Annotated in this window: 18 protein-coding genes; 13 read left to right on the top strand and 5 right to left on the bottom strand. The window is 47.3% G+C overall.

Annotation, left to right across the window (positions count from 1 at the left end; translation table 11 throughout):
• Window positions 1-35: 35 nt before the first annotated feature.
• Window positions 36-1,226: a GGDEF domain-containing protein gene (locus KIT90_RS10345; protein ID WP_054822519.1), complete on the bottom strand. Its 1,191-nt coding sequence runs from the start codon at window positions 1,224-1,226 to the stop codon at window positions 36-38.
• A 447-nt stretch (window positions 1,227-1,673) separates the two neighbouring features.
• Between KIT90_RS10345 and KIT90_RS10340 the strand changes: the two genes are divergently transcribed.
• From KIT90_RS10340 to KIT90_RS10300, 9 genes are all read left to right on the top strand, one after another.
• Window positions 1,674-2,999: a carbohydrate porin gene (locus KIT90_RS10340; RefSeq protein ID WP_038894986.1), complete on the top strand. Its 1,326-nt coding sequence runs from the start codon at window positions 1,674-1,676 to the stop codon at window positions 2,997-2,999.
• 418 nt (window positions 3,000-3,417) lie between these two features.
• On the top strand, window positions 3,418-4,422 hold the full coding sequence (locus tag KIT90_RS10335) for a LacI family DNA-binding transcriptional regulator (RefSeq protein ID WP_020195082.1): 1,005 nt from the start codon (window positions 3,418-3,420) through the stop codon (window positions 4,420-4,422).
• A gap of 22 nt (window positions 4,423-4,444) precedes the next feature.
• Entirely contained in the window at window positions 4,445-5,692 is a 1,248-nt protein-coding gene (locus KIT90_RS10330) for an ABC transporter substrate-binding protein (protein WP_005434765.1), read from the top strand.
• 60 nt (window positions 5,693-5,752) lie between these two features.
• A complete protein-coding gene (locus KIT90_RS10325; protein WP_020195084.1) occupies window positions 5,753-6,742 on the top strand; it encodes a carbohydrate ABC transporter permease in 990 nt (329 codons plus the stop codon).
• Window position 6,743: 1 nt separating this feature from the next.
• Window positions 6,744-7,628, top strand: coding sequence for a carbohydrate ABC transporter permease (locus KIT90_RS10320; protein WP_005434781.1), 885 nt, complete (start codon window positions 6,744-6,746; stop codon window positions 7,626-7,628).
• A gap of 23 nt (window positions 7,629-7,651) precedes the next feature.
• The gene (locus tag KIT90_RS10315; RefSeq protein WP_041059448.1) at window positions 7,652-9,001 is read left to right on the top strand and encodes a GH1 family beta-glucosidase; all 1,350 of its coding nucleotides are present in this window, start codon (window positions 7,652-7,654) and stop codon (window positions 8,999-9,001) included.
• Window positions 9,001-10,095, top strand: a complete 1,095-nt coding sequence (locus KIT90_RS10310; protein ID WP_005434785.1) for an ABC transporter ATP-binding protein — start codon at window positions 9,001-9,003, stop codon at window positions 10,093-10,095. The genes KIT90_RS10315 and KIT90_RS10310 overlap by 1 nt, the downstream gene beginning before the upstream one ends.
• A 134-nt stretch (window positions 10,096-10,229) precedes the next feature.
• Window positions 10,230-11,252 carry a LacI family DNA-binding transcriptional regulator gene (locus KIT90_RS10305; protein ID WP_285376560.1) on the top strand — a complete coding sequence of 341 codons (1,023 nt, stop codon included), beginning with the start codon at window positions 10,230-10,232 and terminating at the stop codon, window positions 11,250-11,252.
• 210 nt (window positions 11,253-11,462) lie between these two features.
• Window positions 11,463-12,803 carry an MATE family efflux transporter gene (locus KIT90_RS10300; RefSeq protein ID WP_005434790.1) on the top strand — a complete coding sequence of 447 codons (1,341 nt, stop codon included), beginning with the start codon at window positions 11,463-11,465 and terminating at the stop codon, window positions 12,801-12,803.
• 213 nt (window positions 12,804-13,016) lie between these two features.
• Here KIT90_RS10300 and KIT90_RS10295 read toward each other — a convergent pair whose 3' ends face one another.
• Window positions 13,017-14,696, bottom strand: a complete 1,680-nt coding sequence (locus tag KIT90_RS10295) for an RluA family pseudouridine synthase (RefSeq protein ID WP_285376559.1) — start codon at window positions 14,694-14,696, stop codon at window positions 13,017-13,019.
• Window positions 14,697-14,942: 246 nt separating this feature from the next.
• Between KIT90_RS10295 and yidD the strand changes: the two genes are divergently transcribed.
• The 3 genes from yidD (at window position 14,943) to KIT90_RS10280 (ending at window position 17,247) form a co-directional block, all read left to right on the top strand.
• Entirely contained in the window at window positions 14,943-15,293 is a 351-nt protein-coding gene (yidD, locus tag KIT90_RS10290) for a membrane protein insertion efficiency factor YidD (protein WP_080637381.1), read from the top strand.
• Window positions 15,294-15,324: 31 nt separating this feature from the next.
• Window positions 15,325-16,299 carry a DUF3137 domain-containing protein gene (locus tag KIT90_RS10285; RefSeq protein ID WP_306310035.1) on the top strand — a complete coding sequence of 325 codons (975 nt, stop codon included), beginning with the start codon at window positions 15,325-15,327 and terminating at the stop codon, window positions 16,297-16,299.
• A 150-nt stretch (window positions 16,300-16,449) separates the two neighbouring features.
• Window positions 16,450-17,247: a Cof-type HAD-IIB family hydrolase gene (locus KIT90_RS10280; protein WP_005434797.1), complete on the top strand. Its 798-nt coding sequence runs from the start codon at window positions 16,450-16,452 to the stop codon at window positions 17,245-17,247.
• Between the two features lie 119 nt (window positions 17,248-17,366).
• Here the strand turns inward: KIT90_RS10280 and KIT90_RS10275 are convergent, their stop codons facing one another.
• The 3 genes from KIT90_RS10275 to KIT90_RS10265 are packed head-to-tail and all read right to left on the bottom strand — an operon-like array spanning window position 17,367 to window position 19,337.
• The gene (locus KIT90_RS10275) at window positions 17,367-17,771 is read right to left on the bottom strand and encodes a hypothetical protein (protein WP_009706775.1); all 405 of its coding nucleotides are present in this window, start codon (window positions 17,769-17,771) and stop codon (window positions 17,367-17,369) included.
• A 10-nt stretch (window positions 17,772-17,781) separates the two neighbouring features.
• Window positions 17,782-18,873 (bottom strand): GGDEF domain-containing protein, encoded by a 1,092-nt coding sequence (locus tag KIT90_RS10270; RefSeq protein ID WP_285376557.1) that lies wholly within the window; start codon window positions 18,871-18,873, stop codon window positions 17,782-17,784.
• Window positions 18,873-19,337 carry an oxidoreductase gene (locus tag KIT90_RS10265; protein WP_285376556.1) on the bottom strand — a complete coding sequence of 155 codons (465 nt, stop codon included), beginning with the start codon at window positions 19,335-19,337 and terminating at the stop codon, window positions 18,873-18,875. The genes KIT90_RS10270 and KIT90_RS10265 overlap by 1 nt, the downstream gene beginning before the upstream one ends.
• A gap of 281 nt (window positions 19,338-19,618) precedes the next feature.
• Here KIT90_RS10265 and KIT90_RS10260 point away from each other — a divergent pair, with 281 nt between their 5' ends.
• Window positions 19,619-19,990 (top strand): DUF805 domain-containing protein, encoded by a 372-nt coding sequence (locus KIT90_RS10260; protein ID WP_005434803.1) that lies wholly within the window; start codon window positions 19,619-19,621, stop codon window positions 19,988-19,990.
• The last annotated feature ends 21 nt before the right edge of the window (window positions 19,991-20,011 follow it).

Genomic DNA, 20,011 nt, shown 5'->3' with positions numbered 1-20,011 from the left:
AAGCCAGTTCGCAAATACACGCCAATCGACATTTCTTACAAGCTTGCGTCACGTTGAAGAGACGTGACGTTTTCACTGCCCATTGCTCCTACCAACGAATGCCTTTGATGGCGCAACTCTTCTGCGTGTGAGCAGTGCTCATAATATGCGTACTGGTTTTTGCCTGTGTGTTTGGCTGCGTACATGGCTTTATCGGCACAGCGTGTTAGCTCAGACAGGTCATTGGCATCTTGGTGGTAAATCGCGACCCCAATACTCATGGTCAGCTCGTTGATGTTGTCTTCCGAGTGGTAGCCTTTTTGGAACAAGTTGACGATGCGATCCATGATTCGGTCTAAATCTTTCTTGCAGCGCACATCGTAAAGCATCAACACAAACTCATCCCCAGCAAAGCGCGCAATAGAGTAGTCGTGCTTATCCGTCTTTCTGTCTTTATTACGAATGTTGTTTTTCAGGCGTGTCGCAAAGTGCTTTAACACGCGGTCGCCGACATCGTGTCCGTAGTTGTCGTTAATGTGCTTGAAGTTATCGATATCGAGGAAAACCAAAGCAGTGACGGTATTGCTTTGAGTTTGATCTAATTCTTCCAGTTTCGCGCGCGCCCAAGTTTCAAAGCTCCAACGATTAGCAAGGCCCGTTAATTGGTCGAGATAGGCGAGTTCTTCAATCCCTTCGCGATAAAGGGTCTGAATGTAGTTCACTACTTTTGAGTAGTAGTAAGAGAAGGTATGACAAACAAAGCAAATCGCCACAAGGGTGAACATAAAGCGGCGTTCGGTCATCTCGCTAGCAGTTGGCACACTCTCTAAAAAGGTTAAACCGAAAAAGATGATGAGAGTGTAGGTGACACTGAACAGCAAGCCGACTTTGAATTCGTTAATCAGAATAATGGCGGCAACAATGGGGTAAAGCCACAACAAACGACCCGATGGCGCGTCGTTATAAAGCAGCAAAAGAAGACCATCGAACATCAACACGCCAGTGAGCAACAAGTCGGCGTATTGGTGATGACCTCGAACCTTAATCAGATAACTGATGGTGAGACACGCAAGAGAGCACAGCCCTATTAATAAGCTGAGTCCCCAATTCCCTTGCAGATAGTGCACGATAGACCCGTACGCTAAGAATGCGGTGGCAATGCTAGAACAGAGAAATACGATCTTCTTCTTTCTTGTCGATCGGATATCCGCCATTTCCTCTAGGCGTGCTCCGGCCAATTTCGACATTATGTTTCCCTACTTAAGAATTACTTAGTGCCTATTCTAGGTGGTAATTTAGTGCTACATGGAATAGCAAAGCGTTTAAATGTGATATGAGTCATGTTTACTATTGGTGTGAGTTATTGAATTTGTAAGAAATTTACGGTGTGTGAAAATTTTCAGGATTATGAAACGTTTCATACGATCAGGCGTAAATTGCGCTTATTTTGAACAGATTTACGTGATAGCACTTAAACAATTCGGTGAAATGAAAGCGATTTCAAAATGTGAACGACAAAGTGGTTTTTTATAAGTGTATGATTATAAAAAAGAAAAATCATGTTGAGTTTCATGCGTTGTTTCATGTCATTTTGAATGCGATTGCCATGTGAAGCGGTAGCGGCTTTTCAAACGTTTCATTCCTTAAGATCCCTATTGAAATAATTACACCTACAAAAAACTTAGGGAAATCACATGAAAAACTTAAAGGTTTTACCTCTCGCTCTTGCAGTGGCCACTTCGCTTGCTTCTCTCTCAACTTTTGCTGCCGATTCTGATGTAGAAGCTTTGGAAAAACGAATTCAGGAGTTGGAAAATCGTATTGACCCAACTTATGTGGACAACCAGCAACCTGCTGTTCTCACTCCAGAAATCGAGATTCCACTTGGCGTTGTTTTCTCCGGTTATGCGCGTTATGGCGCACATTACCAAGCTGGCGACGAGAAGTACGTAATGGTGGATGGTTCGTTCAACGGATCATCGGCAATTGGTCGTTTGGGTAACGAAGGCAACGGCGGCGAATTCCAGTTTGGTAAGGCATTCAAGAGCGACAGCGGCGCGATCTGGGATGTGGTAGTGATGTTCGACCATTGGGGCGACGAAGTGAACGTGAAAAAAGCGTACGCAGGCGTAACCAATGTGCTTGAGAGCCAACCTAATGCTTACATCTGGGCGGGTCGTGATTTCCACCAACGTCCACAACAAGGCATCAATGACTACTTCTGGATGATGCATGATGGCCAAGGCGGTGGTATCAACAACCTTGAACTTGGCTCGGTTAAGCTTGATTTCGGTGTGGTGGGATCGGTTGACAGTTGTAGTCCTGAAATCACTCCGGGAGCGAACCCTTCTATCTCATGTACGGGTGGTGCAGGTACGGGTGACAGCGGCGCGTATGCATTCACTTCTAAGTTGCACGGCATTGATATGGGCTTTGCTGATTTAGAACTTTACGCGAACTATGGTTTTGATTCTGAAGCAATTGAAAGCTCTGAACACATTGACGCATACCAATTGGGTGCGGTGATTTCTCGTGCACATGACAGTGGTTCAAACCGCTTAGTGTTGCGTTACTCTGACAATGCCGACAACGGCGTATTCTGGAAAACAGAAGACTTAACAACCATCTACGCGAGTTTCGAAGGTAACGCAGACATCGGTGAAAGTGCTGCGGTTGAATATCTATTGGCGTACCACGATTACTCAATTGACGGCTCAAATGCTTTGGAAGACGAGCGTACCAACTACAGTGCCATCGTACGTCCGATGTACTTCTGGAATGATGTGCACTCAACGTGGCTAGAAGCAGGTTACCAAATGGTTGATTACGCACGTGCTGATGACGACAACACAGGTTGGAAAGTGACGCTATCTCAAAACATCGCGTTTGACTGGGGCGCGGGTGCTCGTCCGATGCTGCGCTTCTACGCAACAGTGGGTGAAGTGGATAACAAAGCGACCAACAACGATCCTAAGCAAGATACGGTTAGCCTAGGCGCGATGTGGGAAGCTTGGTGGTAAGCCATCTCAAACTACACTCTTAACTCTCTCTATTTAGTCATGGCGCTCATTGCAGCCAGTTGAGCGCCAAACTGTCCATTCTTAACCCTATTTTGAGCCGCATTTGCGGCTCTTTTTTTGTTTCTCGTTCGCCGTTTTTGTTTCATGAATCGATATTAAAGAGTTGTGAAATCAATGCCTTTGCTTGGTTTCATTTGAGCGTGAAATAACCATCTCATGAAACAGTTTCATGGCATGAAACGAAACTGCCAACCGCTTCATTCTTTCTGATATTGCCCGTATTTAAAGGGATTTCGGTGTGATTTCTCTCACGATAACCCCTAGGTGGATCAGAAATACTAGCTGCCATGAAAGCGGTTTCGAGCAAGTTATCTCGAAGCAGAATTGAATCTTGAGGCTCAGGTAGAAGAGGTTTCTTGTGGCGACGATTAAAGATGTATCTGAATACGCAGGGGTTTCTCAGGCAACGGTTTCTCGCGTGATCAACGGCACCAGCCGAGTGAGTCACGATAAGAAGCTGAAAGTCGAGAAAGCGATTCAAGAACTTGGCTATCGTCCGAACTCGATCGCTCAGGCATTAGCGTCTAGTCGCACCGGCAGCATTGGCATCATCGTGCCAGAGCTTGGTGGTCCTTTTTACTCTGGCATTCTGCACAGTATGGAAGAACGTCTGCGTCGTTTTGGTTACCACGTTGTGGTGACGGCAGGTTCTAACTCGGAGCAAAGCCAGCGTGAATCTGTAGAGTTCCTGCTTGGACGTCGTGTCGATGCCATGATTTTGCACGCACAAAACCTGACTGATGATTATCTCATCGATCTAAAAGAGAAGGGCATTCCAGTGGTGTTAGTTAACCGCTTCATCCCTGAAATGGCGCAAAGCTGTATTGAGATCGATAACGAATTTGGTGGCCAGTTGGCGACCGAATACTTGTTGCGAATGGGGCATCGCAACATAGCGTGTATCACCGGTCCTCTGGACAAATCTGACGCACGGGGGCGTCTACAAGGTTACCGCAAGGCTCTTGAAGAAGCGGGAATCGAGTATGACGAAGCGTTGGTGTCCGAGGCCGGTTTTACCGAAGAGTCTGGGGAAAGCGCAATGCGCAAGCTGTTGAAGCGCGATTGTCATTTTACTGCCGTATTTGCCTGCAACGATCACATGGCTTTCGGTGCTTACGAAGTGCTGAAAGCTCATGGTGTTGACGTTCCAGAGCAAATCTCCCTTGTGGGGTTCGATGACATTTTGTTTGCGCGTTACCTCACGCCAGCCCTAACCACAGTTAACTTCCCTATTGAGCAAATGAGTGCTGAGGCTGTCCAGCTCGTGATTCAAATTCTCAATAAAAACAAACGAGATGTGAACTTCAAACTGTCGCCGAATTTGGTGCCGAGAAGTTCAGTCAAGGAACTGCATACCCTATAAAACGATAATTAAGGACAACAACATGAAACTGAAAACTTTGACGCTTGCGATGACCGCTGCCTTGGGTGTTGCTGCAACGGTAAACGCGGCTGACGAAACCAAAATTCGCTTCGATGGTTTCCCTGATTTCGATAGCAGCTTGAAAGTTCTGCTACCGGATTTCGAGAAAGAAACCGGCATTAAAGTGGATTACCTGATGAATAACCACGGTGACCACCACACGAAGCTGACCACTAACTTGGCGACGGGCTCTGGCGCAGGGGATGTGATTGTTGTTGATGTAGAAAAAATTGGTCCATTCGTTGCTTCGGGCGGCTTAGTCAATCTGTCTGAAAAATATGGCGCAGACAAATACGCAGAAAGCTTTGCGCCTTATGCATGGGCACAAGGTAAAGGTGCTGACGGTGATGTGTATGGTATGCCAGTAGACCTAGGTCCGGGTGTCATGTACTACCGCACAGACATTTTTGAAAAAGCGGGTATTGATATCAACGAAGCGATCAAAGATTGGGATTCTTACATCGCGGCGGGTGAAAAACTTAAGCAGCAAAACGTTCAATTGATCGCTTCTGCGGCGGATGTGGCACAAGCGATCATCTTCACCACAGTACCTGAAGGTGAAGGTCTTTACTTCGACAAAGACGGCAACCCAGTTGTGACTTCAGAGCGCTTTGTTCACGCGTTTGAAGTGGCGAAAGAGATCCGTGACAAAGGGTTGGATGGCCGCATCCTTGCGTGGTCAAACGAATGGTACGAAGGCTTCCGCAACGGCACATTCGCCACTCAGCTTTCTGGTGCTTGGCTACTTGGTCACCTAAATAACTGGATTGCGCCAGAAACTGCAGGCAGCTGGGGCGTATCTAACCTTCCTGATGGTATTTACGGTAGCTGGGGTGGTTCATTCCTATCGATTCCAACCCAATCTAAGCATCAAGACGAAGCTTGGAAGCTGATCGAATACATGACAACTAAGCGTGATATTCAGCTTAAACACTTCGAAACCATCGCTGCATTCCCTGCAAATACCACGACCTACGACGACCCAATGTTCGAAGAGAAAATTGAATTCCTAGGTGGTCAGCAAGCGCGCCTACTGTTTGCTGAAGTGGCACAAAACATCAAGCCAGTGGCACCAGCAAAAGGCGACCACGTTGCACGCTCTATCATCCTAGAAAACGCACTGATGGAAGTGCTGGATGAAGGCAAAGACATTGAAACGGCATTGAAAGAAGCGGAACGCATGATTAAGCGTCGCACCCGTAATTTGTAAGCAATTCGCCATTTGGTAAGCAAGGAGGGCGACGTGCCCTCCTGATTAGAGGTCGTTACTATGAATCATGCAGCGAGCAAGGTTATGGAAACATCAGAGCGTGAGAGTATTTTTTCTCGTCTAAGTTTGAAAGCGCTTACACCGTATGGATTCCTACTGCCGTTTTTGATTATTTTTTCTGTTTTCGGGATCTTCCCGTTACTGTTTTCTATTTTTCTTTCTTTCCATGAGTGGAACCCAGTCGAAGGCTTGGGCGCGATGGATTACGTCGGGCTAGAGAACTACCACATCGCTCTGACTGACCCGTGGCTGTGGCGTTCGCTGAAGAACACGCTTTGGCTAGCGATTACATCTGGCGTGGCGCAGCACTTGGTTGCCCTGCCTGTGGCTTACATTTTGGTGTCTTTGGGTGACCGTTTCCGTCACTGGTTAACGTCGGCTTACTTCCTACCGTTTATCACTTCTACTGTGGCAGCGTCGCTTATCTTCTTCAACATGTACTCACCAAACTCAGGGATCATCAACCAAAGCTTAATGGCTCTGGCGGACAGCACGCTCTTTGGTTGGGCATTCTCTTGGGTTAACGATTTCCAACCAATCCGTTGGTTAGATGATGCCACCATGGTGAAGCCTTCTATCGCCATCATGGTGTTCTGGAAATACACCGGTTTCAACATCGTGCTTTACACCACGGGCTTGATGACGATTCCTAAAGACATCCTAGAAGCGGCTCGTATGGATGGTGCAAACGCATGGCGTCGATTCTGGAGCATTTCGCTGCCAATGATTCGTCCATTCATCTTCTTTGCGGTCACCATGACCATCATCGGTAACTTGCAGTTGTTCGAAGAACCTTTCGTCCTAACGCGCGGTACGGGTGGTACAGGTCAGTCTGGTTTAACCATCTCTATGTACCTCTACAAAGTGGGTTGGGAATGGTTAGAAATGGGCACAGCGTCAGCGATTTCATGGCTGCTGTTTACCTTGATTGCAGGCTGTACAGCAATTCAATTCTTCTTCTTCGGTAAGAAAGGTCTAGGGGAGCAATAAAATGAACACTACTACCTTACCTGCGGCGCAGCGTTGGCGTCCAAGCGACCGCAGCATCGAGATCTTTACCAAGATACTGATGGTAATGCTCGGCACTGTGTTGGTGGTGTCTGCCATCATGACCGTATTCCCGTTCATTTGGTCAGCGTTGCTATCGACGCGTGACCGTACTGAAATCTTTGGCACAGGCATCAGCTTTGCGATTGGTGACAGCCTCGCGGTGAACTATGCAAAGCTACTGGAAATCATGCCGTTTTGGCAGGCGATGTTTAACTCCATCTACATTGCTTTCCTAGGCACCACGATTTCACTGCTGTTTTGTAGCATGGGCGGTTACGCGTTTGCGGTGTACAAGTTCAAGGGCAAAAACTTGCTGTTTGGCATGCTGGTTGGCTCGATGATGATTCCACCTGTACTGAGCTTGATCCCGTACTTCATGATCGTGAAATTCCTCGGCTTGCTCGATAACCACCTTGCGGTTTGGTTACCGTTCACGACAACGCCATTTGGCATCTTCTTGATGCGTCAGCACGTAGTGGCATCGATTCCGAAAGAGCTGTTAGAAGCGGCGAAGCTCGATGGCGCGGGTGAATTTAGAACTTACTGGAGCGTGGTATTGCCACTGATGAAACCGGCTCTCGCAACCCTAGCAATCGTGCAGTTTGTTTTCTTCTGGAACATGTTCATGCAGCCACTCGTGGTACTGACAACGCCAGAAAACTACGTGATTACGCAGGCACTGCGAAGTGTGCAGGGCATTCCGAATACGCCGTGGGGAGCGGTGATGCTCGGAACCACCATCTCCATTTTACCGTTAGTGATTACTTACTTATTTGCCTCAAAACAGATGATCAGCGGCTTGACCTCTGGTGCCGTCAAGGGCTAAGCGAAACAAAAGGTTTTATAACAATGAATAAATTCCAACTACCACAAGATTCAAAATTACGTAGCCCAGAGTTCTTATTTGGTGTCGCAACCTCTTCTTATCAGATTGAGGGCGGTGCTCAGCTAGGTGGTCGTACGCCTTCGATTTGGGACACGTTTTGCAATAAGCCAGGCGCAGTTGATAACGCAGATAATGGCGACGTGGCATGTGATCACTTCCATTTGTGGAAACAAGACATCGAGATGATTCAAGGCTTAGGTGTGGGCGCTTACCGTCTATCGATGGCGTGGCCGCGCATCATTCCTGAAGATGGCAAAGTGAATGAAGAAGGCTTGAAGTTTTACGAGCAAATCATCGATGAGTGTCACGCTCGTGGTTTGAAGGTTTTCGTTACGCTTTACCACTGGGATCTACCGCAATACCTAGAAGACAAAGGCGGTTGGCTAAACCGAGAAACGGCTTACAAGTTTGAGGAATACGCGAAGGTAGTTAGTGCTTACTTCGGTGATAAGATCGATTCATACGCGACATTGAACGAACCGTTCTGCTCTGCTTATCTAGGCTACCGTTGGGGGGAACATGCTCCTGGCCTTAAGGGCGAGCGTGAAGGATTCTTGTCTGCACACCACTTGATGTTGGCACATGGTCTGGCGATTCCACACATGCGCAAGAACGCACCAAACGCGATGCACGGTTGTGTGTTCAACGCGACACCCGCTTATCCGTATAGCGATGCAGACATCGGTGCGGCAGAATACAGCGATGCGGAAGGTTACCACTGGTTTATGGATCCGGTATTAAAAGGGGAATATCCGCAGCTTGTCTTGGAGCGCCAATCGCACAACATGCCAATGATTCTGGAAGGCGACCTCGACATCATCCAGACCGATTTGGACTTTATCGGCATTAACTTCTACACCCGTTGTGTCGTGCGCTACAACGAACATGGCGATATTGAAACGGTACCTCAACCAGAACAAGAGCACACATTCATTGGTTGGGAAATTCATCCTCAAGCACTGACAGATTTGCTTCTGCGTTTGAATGACCGTTACCCGAACCTGCCTCCACTTTACATCACTGAAAACGGCGCAGCAGGCGATGACCATTGCATTGATGGCGAAGTGAATGATGAGCAGCGCGTGCGTTACTTCCAGCAGCACCTAGTTGCTTTGGATGCTGCGATTAAAGCAGGTGTGAATGTGGATGGTTACTTCGCTTGGAGCCTAATGGATAACTTCGAGTGGGCCTACGGTTATAAGCAGCGCTTTGGTATTGTCCACGTGGATTACCAAACGCAAAAACGCACCCTAAAAGCGAGCGCAATTGCTTACCGTAACATGCTGCTGGACCGAGCAGAGGAGAACCAGTAATGGCAAAAGTCGAATTCAAAAACATCAAGAAATCTTACGATGATGTCGAGGTAGTGAAACACTTCGACTTCACGGTGCAAGATGGCGAGTTTGTAGTTTTCCTTGGTCCATCGGGCTGCGGTAAGTCGACTACACTACGAATGTTAGCGGGCTTGGAAAGCATCACTGGCGGTGAGATTTACGTTGGCGATAAGCTGATGAACAAAATCGATGCCAAAGACCGCGACCTTGCCATGGTGTTCCAAAGCTACGCGCTTTACCCACATATGACGGTTTACGAGAACATCGCTTTTGCTCTTAAGCTAAAAGGGATGCCAAAAGACCAAATCGATGTTGAAGTGCGTAAAGCGGCGAAAATGCTTGAGCTGGATGCACTGTTGGATCGCAAACCAAAAGAGCTGTCTGGTGGTCAACGCCAACGTGTTGCCATGGGACGTGCTATGGTTCGTACGCCTAAGGTGTTCTTGTTTGATGAACCACTATCGAACCTAGATGCCAAACTGCGTGGCGTGATGCGTGAAGAGATCAAGCAGCTGCATCGCGAGCTGAAAACCACCACGATTTACGTAACCCACGATCAGATTGAAGCGATGACATTGGCGGATCGCATCGTGATTCTTAAAGACGGTTACGTGGCTCAAGTCGGCACTCCAACGGAAGTGTTCCAACGTCCGGCAAACAAGTTCGTGGCGCAGTTTATTGGTAACCCATCGATGAATATGTTGGACGCCAAGCTGATTGGTGAAGAGGGCAACTGGGAAGTCGAACTGGGCGATGTTCGTATTCCTCTGCCAGAGCGTTTCAAAGCACACGCATCGAAGAATTTAGCGCTGCACTTTGGTGTACGCCCTACCGACATCCACTTGCGTGCCGAACAGGTCGACCATGACCGTGTGCTGCCGTTCCCCGTCAAAATCAAAGACAAGGAGCTCTTGGGCGCAAGTATCCTACTGAAAACAGAAATCGCAGGTCAGCCGCTTATGGTTGAAACACAAGCGGCAGAAGTGGATGTGGATACGCTGACTCTGTACTTGGATTTGGATGCAATTCACCTATTTGATGCACTGAGTGAAAACTCGCTCGCGACATTCTAAATCCCCGATATGAAAGCCAGTGCGCGCTTGCGTACTGGCGACTTATCTAGCTCTCATTTCCCATATCAAAATGTTGTCGCGTCCCCCGCTGCAACTTATATTTTTGTTATTAGCTTGCTGGGAAAATTCCTACAATGAAAAAGAAAAAAAGAGCGGCATCCATCTATGATGTTGCCAAGTTGGCGGGTGTATCACCAAGCACCGTATCACGTTTCCTCAATCGCACGACCTTTGTCTCTGATGATAAAAGCCAAAACATAGAAAAAGCGATCAAGTCACTGGGGTATAAGCCAAATTATCAAATGGGTCAGGGTACCAACACGCGTTCGATGACCATTGGCGTGCTTATTCAACATCCTGAGAGTCCACACACCAGTCGAATCCTGAACGATATGGAGAAGGTGCTTAATGCGCAGGGCTACTCATTGGTGATTGCTACCGGGCACTGGCAGCGCACACTCGAATCACACGCTTTGGAGTATTTAGCGAAAAGTAATGTGGATGGGGTGATCATCGTGACGGGCAGTTTGACAGAAGAGCAGATTCTGGAATATGCCCAGCGAATTCCTGTTGTCGCGGTTGGATACAATGTCATTGGGGATAAGGTTAAATCCATAAATATAGATAATGTATTGGGCGGATACATGGCGACGCTGCATTTGATGCAACAAGGTCACGTGAACATCGCTCATATCAAAGGGCTTTTGAATCAACCAGATGCGGTAGCTCGCTTTGTTGGTTACAAGAACGCTTTGCAAGAGGCAGGCATTAAAGTCATGCCAAAATTAGTCAAACAAGGCGATTTCAGCAGTGAGTCCGGCTATCAAAAAACGGTGGAGTTGCTCGAATCTAAAGTGCATTTCTCTGCGTTATTTGCTGCCAATGACCAAACGGCTTACGGGGCGATCAAGGCTCTGCATGACCACGGCATTCGTGTGCCAGAGGATGTGTCTGTGATCGGCTTTGATGACTTACCGACCTCACAATATTTCACGCCTGCGCTTACCACACTGAGACAGCCGATTGAAGAAGTTGGAGCCATTTGTGCCGAGTCCATTCTCAATTTATTGAGTGGTGAAAGGCATGAAGTGCGTCTACCGCCGATCGATCTGATTGTCCGCCAATCAACGGTGTCTAAGTTCCGTCAATCAAGTTGAGATAAGTCGCCAAACCCATTAGAAAATATTTTCCGAAACTCGACGAAATCTTGTTGTATTTGTGACCAAACTCCGTCTAGAATTCGCGCCTGCATTTTGGTGATTAAGTGCACAATTATCAAAATAGCCAAATTCTAAGAAATCTAATTTTTTGAACTGCCTCACAGTTATCTGTGGGGCAGTTTTAGTTGTAGGAAAGGTCCAAAACACATGCCTAAAAGCCAGAATATCAACCAACGTATGTCCATCGTGGCATTGGCTTGGCCGATACTTGTCGAAATCTTGCTACGGACGGCTTTAGGAACCAGTGACGTATTCATGTTGAGTGGTTACTCAGACAAAGCTGTGTCTGCGGTTGGGGTAATCACACAATTAACGTTTTTCCTGATCATCGTTTCTACCTTTGTCAGCAGCGGCACGGGTATCTTGATCGCGCAATACAATGGTGCTGGGCGTGAAAAAGACTCCGTTGATGTCGGTGTTGCCAGTATCGCTTTGTCTGTGATTGTAGGTGCTTTCTTGAGTGTGCTGGCCGTGATTGGCGCGGTGTTCTTTTTGCCGTATTACGGGCTAGAAGCTCAAGTTGAGCAGTACGCGCGTGAATACTTGCTGATCAGCGGTGCGATGACGTTCAACGTTACTATCGGTATTGTCTTTACCACGATTCTGCGTAGTCACGGTTATTCACGCTCGCCAATGGTGGTTAACTTAATCTCTGGCGTGTTCAACATCATTGGTAACTACATTGCGCTGTATCAGCCGTTTGGTTTACCTGTGTATGGCGTTGAAGGTGTTGCAGTGGCGACAGTCGTGAGCCAAGTCATTGGTACATTATTGTTGGGCGTGATTCTGAAACGCAGCAGCATCGAACTGCCAATGTCTAAGCTCAAACAAGTGCCGAAAGACGTGTTCAAGAAGATCCTAAAAATCGGTGGCATGAACGCGGGTGAAGTGCTGTCATACAACATGGCGCAGATCTGTATCGTCTACTTTGTGGTGCAAATGGGTACATCATCTCTAGCCGCGTTTACCTATGCGCAAAACATCGCGCGTTTCTCTTTCGCGTTTGCGCTAGCAATCGGTCAGGCGGCTCAAATCCAGACGGGTTACTACATCGGTAAAGGTTGGGTAAGCAGCATTCTGAAACGCGTGCAGATCTACTTCTTGGTCGGTTTTGCTGCATCAACGGCGGCAACGTGTTTGATTTACCTATTCCACGAAGAGATTTTGAGCGTGTTTACCGATCAGCCAGAAATTTTGGCATTGGCGGGCGCATTGGTGATGGGTTCTATCGTGTTAGAAGCTGGCCGCGTGTTTAACCTGATCTTCATCTCGGCACTTAAAGGCGCTGGTGACATCAAGTTCCCAGTACAGATGGGTATTCTGAGCATGTGGGGCTTGGGTGTGGTGTTCTCTTACATCTTGGGCATTCACTTGGGCTACGGCGTGATTGGTGCGTGGATGGCGATTGCTCTGGATGAATGGGTACGCGGTATCATCATGGCAAGACGCTGGCGCTCACAAGTATGGACCAAGTTTAAGGTGAGCTAGCTTCTGTTCACAAAAAACGAGATTCCAGACATCTCGTTCCTCGATTCTGGAATGACGATGTTTAGCTATGGTGATTGGAAATCTTGTTCTATAACGCGTCATTCCCGATAGCGACGGAGGAGCGCAGTCGGGAATCTCTTACTAGGTCTATACGTAAAAAAGGCACTGAAATTCAGTGCCTTTTTGCTATCTATTCTGCATTGATAAGTTGTTTTAAAACTCACACTCTGCTTGGAAACACATACGCTCTTTGCTGTACGGATGATCCAACTCCAACATCTCCGCATGCAAATGCAGACGGTTGGCTTTCTCGCCATATAAGCCGTCGCCAACCATCGCCATGTTCAAACCCATGTGGTGAGCACTGTGTACACGCAGTTGGTGAGTTCGTCCTGTTTTTGGGTACATGTACACCTTGCTGCGTCCGTCTTTCACTTCAATCAGCTGCCAGTAAGTTTCAGCAGGCTTACCGTGTTCAAAGCATACTAGCTGACGTGGACGGTCATCCGGATCGCCACGCATCGGTAGCGAGATTTCACCTTCAGGCTCGGTTAATACACCTTCTAGCAGTGCCATGTAGCGCTTCTGTACGCCGCGAGTGATGAACTGCTTTTGCAGGCTCTTGTTTGCTCGTTTGGTTAAGGCAAATACGAGAATTCCCGACGTCGCCATATCTAAGCGATGAATTACGAACGGCCCTTCGACATCTGGGAACATCGCTTGCAGGCGTGTGTACGCCGAATCCTTGATGGTTTTCCCCGGAACGGAAAGCAGGCCCGAAGGCTTGTTGACGATCACCATGGCTTCGTCTTGGAAGAGAATTTCCAGTTCTTTATCTTCCGCCCAGTTCTCTGCTAATGGGTTTGGCTCCACATCCAAGCCTTGCAGCATGTGCCCCAAAATCGGTTGGCATTTGCTGTTGCAAGATGGGTAGAACTTCTTGTGCTGACGCACTTCCGACTTCGGCGATACGCCCCACCAAAACTCCGCCAAGGCAAGTGGCTGGTAACCATGTTTGTATGCGAACTGAAGCAGTTTCGGCGCTGCACATTCACCTGCGCCTGCTGGTGGTACTGGATTGGTGGTAGGAGCAAAAATGTCCACCAAATCGCGCTCGGCGCTGTGGTTGTCCAAGAAGCGGTATTGCTTATGCAGTTTGTGCTGCAGAGCATTAGATAAGTTTTTGCGTTGCTCTTTAAGTTCCGCCAGTTTTTGCTCTAACTCGGTTAAGCGCGCTTCTTTGATTGCCAGCTTTTCGTCCCAAGCCTGTTTGAGGTACTTAAGCACATTTTTCTCAGCTACGCTTTGTTTCCCTAAATCATCCAGTAGTGTTTTTAAGTCTTCTGGATTCAGTGTTTGTTCGCCTTGTTTGCGCTGTTGTTTGCGTTCTGCACGACCAGCAATCATCACTTGGCGATGGGCATTTTCTTCTTGCTGATACGCTTCGCGGTCGGCTTTGATTTCTGCTTTCAGTTGTGCCAATTCTGGGTTGGCAGCAAAGGCTTTGTATTCCGCGTTCGCAGCATTGATGGCATCTGTCTCACCTCGGAAGAAGCCTTCTTCAGTCAGCATGTCGAATACGGGTGGAACAAAACCCGGAAGCAAGTTTTGATCGGCAATCTTGCCAGAGAAAGCACTGAAGTAGCCAAGCTCACCTTGCGGGTTACGTACTAGCAAAACACCGAACATTTTACCGCGTCCGTTTTGCTCATCCTCAAGACCGAAATCGTGTTCGAAGTCAGTTTGTGTCATTAGGTGCTGCTGCAATTGCTCGACAGCCAACACACACAATGGGTGAGGCGTGTAGTAGAACGGAAACGTAAACTGCGCTGGCAAGTCGTAGCCGGAAATATCCGCAGTAAATCGAGTAAAGCATTGTTCAGGCGAGTGCATGAGAGTGAGTCCGCGAGAAATAAAAATCGAGCACGGATTGTACCTGTTTTGGCTGTGATTGCTATTCGAAGGCGCTTCTAGGCTAGCTGTGTCGGCTTGCCATCGCTCCCTATCTCAATGATTTTTATCGCTTAGAGCGCAGAAATTAGGATTGCGTTTGAAATGATTAATTTGAGTGATGTACTGTTTTGATTGATAACTGAGAGCATGGTTCTCGAATGACTTATTAGATGCAAAAGGAAAAGCATGTCTAAACTGGTGTTGGCATTGATACGATTTTATCAGCGCTATTTATCTCCATATAAAGGATTCCGTTGCGCTCATGCGGTGTATTACGGCACGGATTCTTGTTCTGCTGCCATCAGTAAGATGATTCAACGCAAGGGAGTGTTTTCTAGCTATAGCAGCGTTCAAAACCAATTCGAACGCTGTCGAGATGCGCATCAACGTCTGCAAAATGGGGATTCTTCCCGTAACCGAAAAAGGCGTAAGAACAACGACTCATCTTGTGTAACGGACATGGGATGCAGCTCTTTGGATTGCGTTCCGAGTGACGCTTGTAGCGGTAGCGGCGATTCATCTTGCCATTGTTGGTAATGGACTCAACTCTAAAAATGAAAGGGAAGCGATGACGACCGATCAACTTAAAACGCTGTTTGAAAATGACTTAAGGCACAAACTCGAACCTCTTGAAGCTTTGCGTTTAGAAGCGCTGCGTCGACGCAAGTTTCTAGGTCTGGCTGTTCTGGGTTTCTTTGGCTCCGTCGTGTTTGACCTCGCCACCTCTGCCACGGTGTTTGTTCTTTTGGCATTGATGATCGGCGGTTGGGCGTACTTCAATCAAAAGCACAATCAGTTTCGCACTACCTACAAGCAGCACATCATGCAGAGCTTGTTAGCGCATATTGAACCCTCACTCACTTGGGACCCAAATCGTAAACTTTCCAAAGAGACCTTCGAGCGCAGCGGTTTGTATTTAGACCGTTGTGATGGCTTTGTGAGTGACGATTACATTTCAGGCACCATCGGTGATGCGAAGGTGGTGATGTCTGAGATAGAGTCGTCGAAGCTCATCAGTTCAGGAAGCGACAGCTCGAGTAAGCATCACGTATTTTTTGCGGGGCTGTTTTGCGAAATCGACGTTCCGATGAATGAAGACATTTGCACCTTTGTTTTGAGTGACCGTGATGACGGGCCAACGCTTCGTGAAAAGCTGTGGGACAGTTTCTTCAAGATTCAGATAGGTAAACGAGTACGAATGGGTCACCCAGAGTTTGACCAACAGTATGAGGTGTACAGCGACGATTTAGACACAGCAAAGCAACTGCTGACGGATGAATTGATCGAGCGTGTGCTGACTTTTCGTCGTGAGAGTGAGTTCTCTAGCTTGTCGCTTTCTCAAGTGAACGGAAAGCTCTATATCGCCATTTCGCATTGGAAAGCACTGTTTGAGCCAAAATTGGACGAGCCAGCGGGGGAGTTTGAAGCCGTTGCTGAGATTTATCGCGAACTCGATTTTCTGATTGGCACCATTCACAGTCTGGGGCTGACCAAACCAATGCCTCAGCCCATGACAAAGCAGAGCACCTCAGCTATCGCTTAATCCTATTAATATCTCAAGCTGAAACTCAATTGATGCACTATTATTTCAGCTTGAGATTCATCCAAGATCCTGTACCTTAGCGTGATTCTTTTTTGCAGCCTGTTTTCATTCACAGAGTGACCTGTGCTGCTTCACTTTTGAGTTAAAGTCATGTCACAAGCTAGCATCAAATTTATTGCCACCGATATGGATGGCACTTTGCTTGACCAATACGGTCGTCTAGACCCTGAGTTCTTTGACCTGTTTTTACAGCTTGAAGAGAAGGGCATTCTGTTCTCGGCGGCATCTGGTCGTCAGTACTACAGCCTACGTGATACGTTTGCACCGATCCAAGACCGCATGATTTATGTGGCGGAAAACGGCACCTTGGTGATGTACCAAGATAAAGAGCTATACAGCTGCACCATTCCAAAAACAGAAATTGATGCGATCATCCAAGCGGCGCGTGAAATTGAAGGCACGCATCTAGTGCTGTGTGGTAAGCGTTCGGCTTATATTGAAACTAAAGATCCTAAAGCGTTGGAAGAGTTCCAGAAGTACTACCATCGCTGTGAATACGTGCCAGATCTGCTGGCCGTTGACGATGAGTTTATCAAGGTTGCGATCTGTCACTTTGGTGGTTCTGAAGAGTTGGTTTTCCCAACCATGAGTGCGAAGTTTGGTCACAGCCATCAAGTTGTGGTGAGCGCGAAGATTTGGCTAGACGTGATGAACGCAGAAGCGTCTAAAGGTGCGGCGATCAAACACCTTCAAGAAACCATGGGCTTTGGTCCGGAAGAAACCATGACCTTTGGTGATTACCTGAATGACCTAGAGATGCTACAAGTGAGCGAGCACTCTTACGCGATGGAAAACGCGCACGAAGCGGTGAAGAAAATCGCACGCTTCTCAGCACCAAGCAATCGTGACTCTGGCGTAATGAAAGTGATTAAAGAGAAAGTGCTTTAATCTCTGCTTCGCCAGATTCGAACATAAAAAAGCCCCGCTACGTAATGAGCGGGGCTTTTGTTTATCTCAAGTTAAGTATCTGAAGCTAAGTGTCTGAAGTTAAGTATGCGTCTACTTAGTTAGCGAACGTATTTTGCTGTCGCGCTGACAAACCAATGTTGTAATTTGCCATCTGGGTTCTCTACCCACAGGTCGTTATGGTAGCGATAGATGCGACCATTCACAGTGAGGGCTAGCGTGTTATCACCGGTTTGCTCCATGCGAATAAACTGATCAGAAGTCACCAAAAACGGCTCCAAATCATCCGTGCTTGCGCCTTTATACACTACGAAGTAACCAAACATATTGCCGGCATCTGGGTCTGTCGAATGGATGCGATGGCCAACCAGCGTGTAGTTGTCGTTGAGCGCTTCTTCGAGAGTTTGTGCACCCACCGTCTCGTGAGATGGGATAAACACCCAAGCCAGTACACCTATCGCGATCACTAGCAGTAACAGCACTGCTCGCATGAAGTTTTTCATCATGGTTATCCGTTTAACGTTGGAATTTCATTTTGTACATGCGCTTATCCGCTAAATTGATCAGGAAGTCAATGTTGTCGGCGTCTTGCGGATAGCTTGCCACCCCTAAGCTGGTGGACAAAGAGCTCTCTTTATCAGAGGCAAGAATCGGCTTTTCAAACACTACGTTGATGTGGTGCGTCGCTTCGGCGATCTTGCTTTGCTCAGTGGCATTGATGAGTACGGCAAACTCATCACCGCCCATGCGATACACACTAAAGTCATCCATCGCCATGTTGCTCAGACGCTCTGCAACCTCGATTAAGGCGATATCACCCGCTTGGTGCCCCAAGGTGTCATTAATGTTCTTAAAGCCGTTCAGATCGAGCAGGAGGAGCGAGAATGGGGTATCGGTTTCTTCTCTGCGATGTAAATCGATGAACAGTGCGCTGCGGTTGGCAAGATTTGTCAGTGGGTCGCTCAAGGCCAGTTCTTTGTGGAACTTAGACTCGCGTTTGTAGAAGTAAGTCATCAACGCGACGGTGAGAACGAAAATGCCCAACAAGATGTACTGCGCTTGAAGTAAGTTGTAAGCACGTTCTTGTTGTTGTCTGTAGAGTGGGCTCGCGACTCGGAAGTTCTGAGTGACGTAATCAATCATCTCCATATACAAGTTCTGAGTGGCGCGATAAAACTGGGCGGCGGCAATACTGCTACCGGTTTTGGCTTCAACTAAGATTGGTTCGAGTTGTTGGAACTTGTCGAACAAGGATACGAAGTACACCCGCACTTCTTCACGAGATAGGAAAGAATCCGCTTCTTTGTTGTTGATCAGCAGATCAAAACGACTCCATGCCAGTTCATATTGCAACTCGGTGCCGTCGATGTTCATTACGCTTTCGTTCAAACGACGAGCTTCACCCACCAATTCGGACAGCTCTTTGGACAAATGGAACAAGAACCAAGTCGCTTGGTTTTGTTGGTCGGAGTAGGTTTTGGTCAGCGCGCGGGTTTCTTTTAATAAAACGATGTTTGCGAGCAGTAGTGTCGATGCAAACACGAGCAACATCAACTTACTCTTGGTTGAAAAGGGCCCCTGCTTCGGGGTTTTGGGTTTCGCCTTCATTATTGATCTTCTTTCGCACTTATCCTGTTGATTTGCCAAACCATTTGAGAGTGGTATTGCGCGTTATCAAGCTCTGGGTGTTCACTCATTGAGTAAATCAGCCAGTACGGACCTTTGTTTCTGATTTTGATGTAATTATGGTTTTGTTTGTATGCCACGATCGGCTGATAACGAAGAATGTCTTCGCGAGATAGGTCAGAGTGGTAGTCGTTGAGCGCACGAACTTCGACATGCTGAGGAATGTTGCCAAACGTATGTTGCAGCAGTGTACTCAGTTTAACGCCGTCAAACTCGGCAGGTGTTTCTAGCCAAGGTAGTTCTGTGATGTAGGTAGTTTGCGGCAGTGACTCTAGGTCTTTTAGTGCCACAACGACATTGGAACTTTCAGGACTGCTAAACTGTATCGTGTTTGCAAAAAGTGTCGGTGCAAACAAAAGCAAAGCGAGCGCCATTGTTTTTCTCATCTTGTGCCCTTTGAATTTATTGCCCTCATTCCGGTTGGATCGCGTTAACGAACCGATCCGCTGAAATTTCGGTTATATATTTATTAATAATAGAGCCAACTTGATGGATTTATATAATACGTTATGGGTGAAAAGTAACCGTTGGTTGAATATACGTCAAGGTTAATGACAGAGTTAAAAATACAACTATTGGATGAATATATCATTTAGCTTATTTTGTGTGCAGTTTGCTTCACGTTGTCTAACTTTCGCGACACTTTCATCTCATTAGGAGAGTCGATATGTTTGATTGGTACTATAAAGTTATCCTCAATTACACCAACTTTAGTGGTAGAGCGAGACGCCAAGAGTATTGGTACTTTACGTTAGTCAATGTGCTGATCAATTTGGTGATGGGCATCATCGACCGAGTCATTGGCAGCGTGATGCAAATGGAGAATTTTGGCTTCTTCGGTGTGATATATGCGCTGTTTATCATGATCCCGTCGATTGCCGTCACTGTGCGTCGTTTGCACGATTCAGGACGAACCGGTTGGTGGGCATTGATCGCCTTTGTCCCAATCATTGGTATTTTGGTGCTGCTGTACTTTTTGATTCAAGACAGTGAAGAAGGTTCGAACCAATACGGCGCGAACCCTAAATATCAATCATGATGAAGATAACCGTGATGCTGT

Source organism: Vibrio sp. B172a, assembly GCF_030248355.1.
In the GTDB taxonomy this organism is placed as follows: domain Bacteria; phylum Pseudomonadota; class Gammaproteobacteria; order Enterobacterales; family Vibrionaceae; genus Vibrio; species Vibrio owensii.
The sequence above is the reverse complement of the archived record's forward strand: the minus strand, read 5'-3'. Positions and strand labels throughout refer to the sequence as shown.

Bases quoted from the DNA above. Each gene is read 5' to 3' on its own strand.
- KIT90_RS10310 (WP_005434785.1), top strand. From the start codon at position 9,001: ATGGCAAAAGTCGAATTCAAAAACATCAAGAAATCTTACGATGATGTC.
- KIT90_RS10300 (WP_005434790.1), top strand. From the start codon at position 11,463: ATGCCTAAAAGCCAGAATATCAACCAACGTATGTCCATCGTGGCATTG.
- KIT90_RS10330 (WP_005434765.1), top strand. From the start codon at position 4,445: ATGAAACTGAAAACTTTGACGCTTGCGATGACCGCTGCCTTGGGTGTT.
- KIT90_RS10270 (WP_285376557.1), bottom strand. From the start codon at position 18,873: ATGAAGGCGAAACCCAAAACCCCGAAGCAGGGGCCCTTTTCAACCAAG.
- KIT90_RS10325 (WP_020195084.1), top strand. From the start codon at position 5,753: ATGAATCATGCAGCGAGCAAGGTTATGGAAACATCAGAGCGTGAGAGT.
- KIT90_RS10315 (WP_041059448.1), top strand. From the start codon at position 7,652: ATGAATAAATTCCAACTACCACAAGATTCAAAATTACGTAGCCCAGAG.
- KIT90_RS10275 (WP_009706775.1), bottom strand. From the start codon at position 17,771: ATGATGAAAAACTTCATGCGAGCAGTGCTGTTACTGCTAGTGATCGCG.
- KIT90_RS10265 (WP_285376556.1), bottom strand. From the start codon at position 19,337: ATGAGAAAAACAATGGCGCTCGCTTTGCTTTTGTTTGCACCGACACTT.
- KIT90_RS10340 (WP_038894986.1), top strand. From the start codon at position 1,674: ATGAAAAACTTAAAGGTTTTACCTCTCGCTCTTGCAGTGGCCACTTCG.
- KIT90_RS10320 (WP_005434781.1), top strand. From the start codon at position 6,744: ATGAACACTACTACCTTACCTGCGGCGCAGCGTTGGCGTCCAAGCGAC.
- KIT90_RS10305 (WP_285376560.1), top strand. From the start codon at position 10,230: ATGAAAAAGAAAAAAAGAGCGGCATCCATCTATGATGTTGCCAAGTTG.
- KIT90_RS10260 (WP_005434803.1), top strand. From the start codon at position 19,619: ATGTTTGATTGGTACTATAAAGTTATCCTCAATTACACCAACTTTAGT.
- KIT90_RS10285 (WP_306310035.1), top strand. From the start codon at position 15,325: ATGACGACCGATCAACTTAAAACGCTGTTTGAAAATGACTTAAGGCAC.
- KIT90_RS10280 (WP_005434797.1), top strand. From the start codon at position 16,450: ATGTCACAAGCTAGCATCAAATTTATTGCCACCGATATGGATGGCACT.
- yidD (WP_080637381.1), top strand. From the start codon at position 14,943: ATGTCTAAACTGGTGTTGGCATTGATACGATTTTATCAGCGCTATTTA.
- KIT90_RS10295 (WP_285376559.1), bottom strand. From the start codon at position 14,696: ATGCACTCGCCTGAACAATGCTTTACTCGATTTACTGCGGATATTTCC.
- KIT90_RS10345 (WP_054822519.1), bottom strand. From the start codon at position 1,226: ATGTCGAAATTGGCCGGAGCACGCCTAGAGGAAATGGCGGATATCCGA.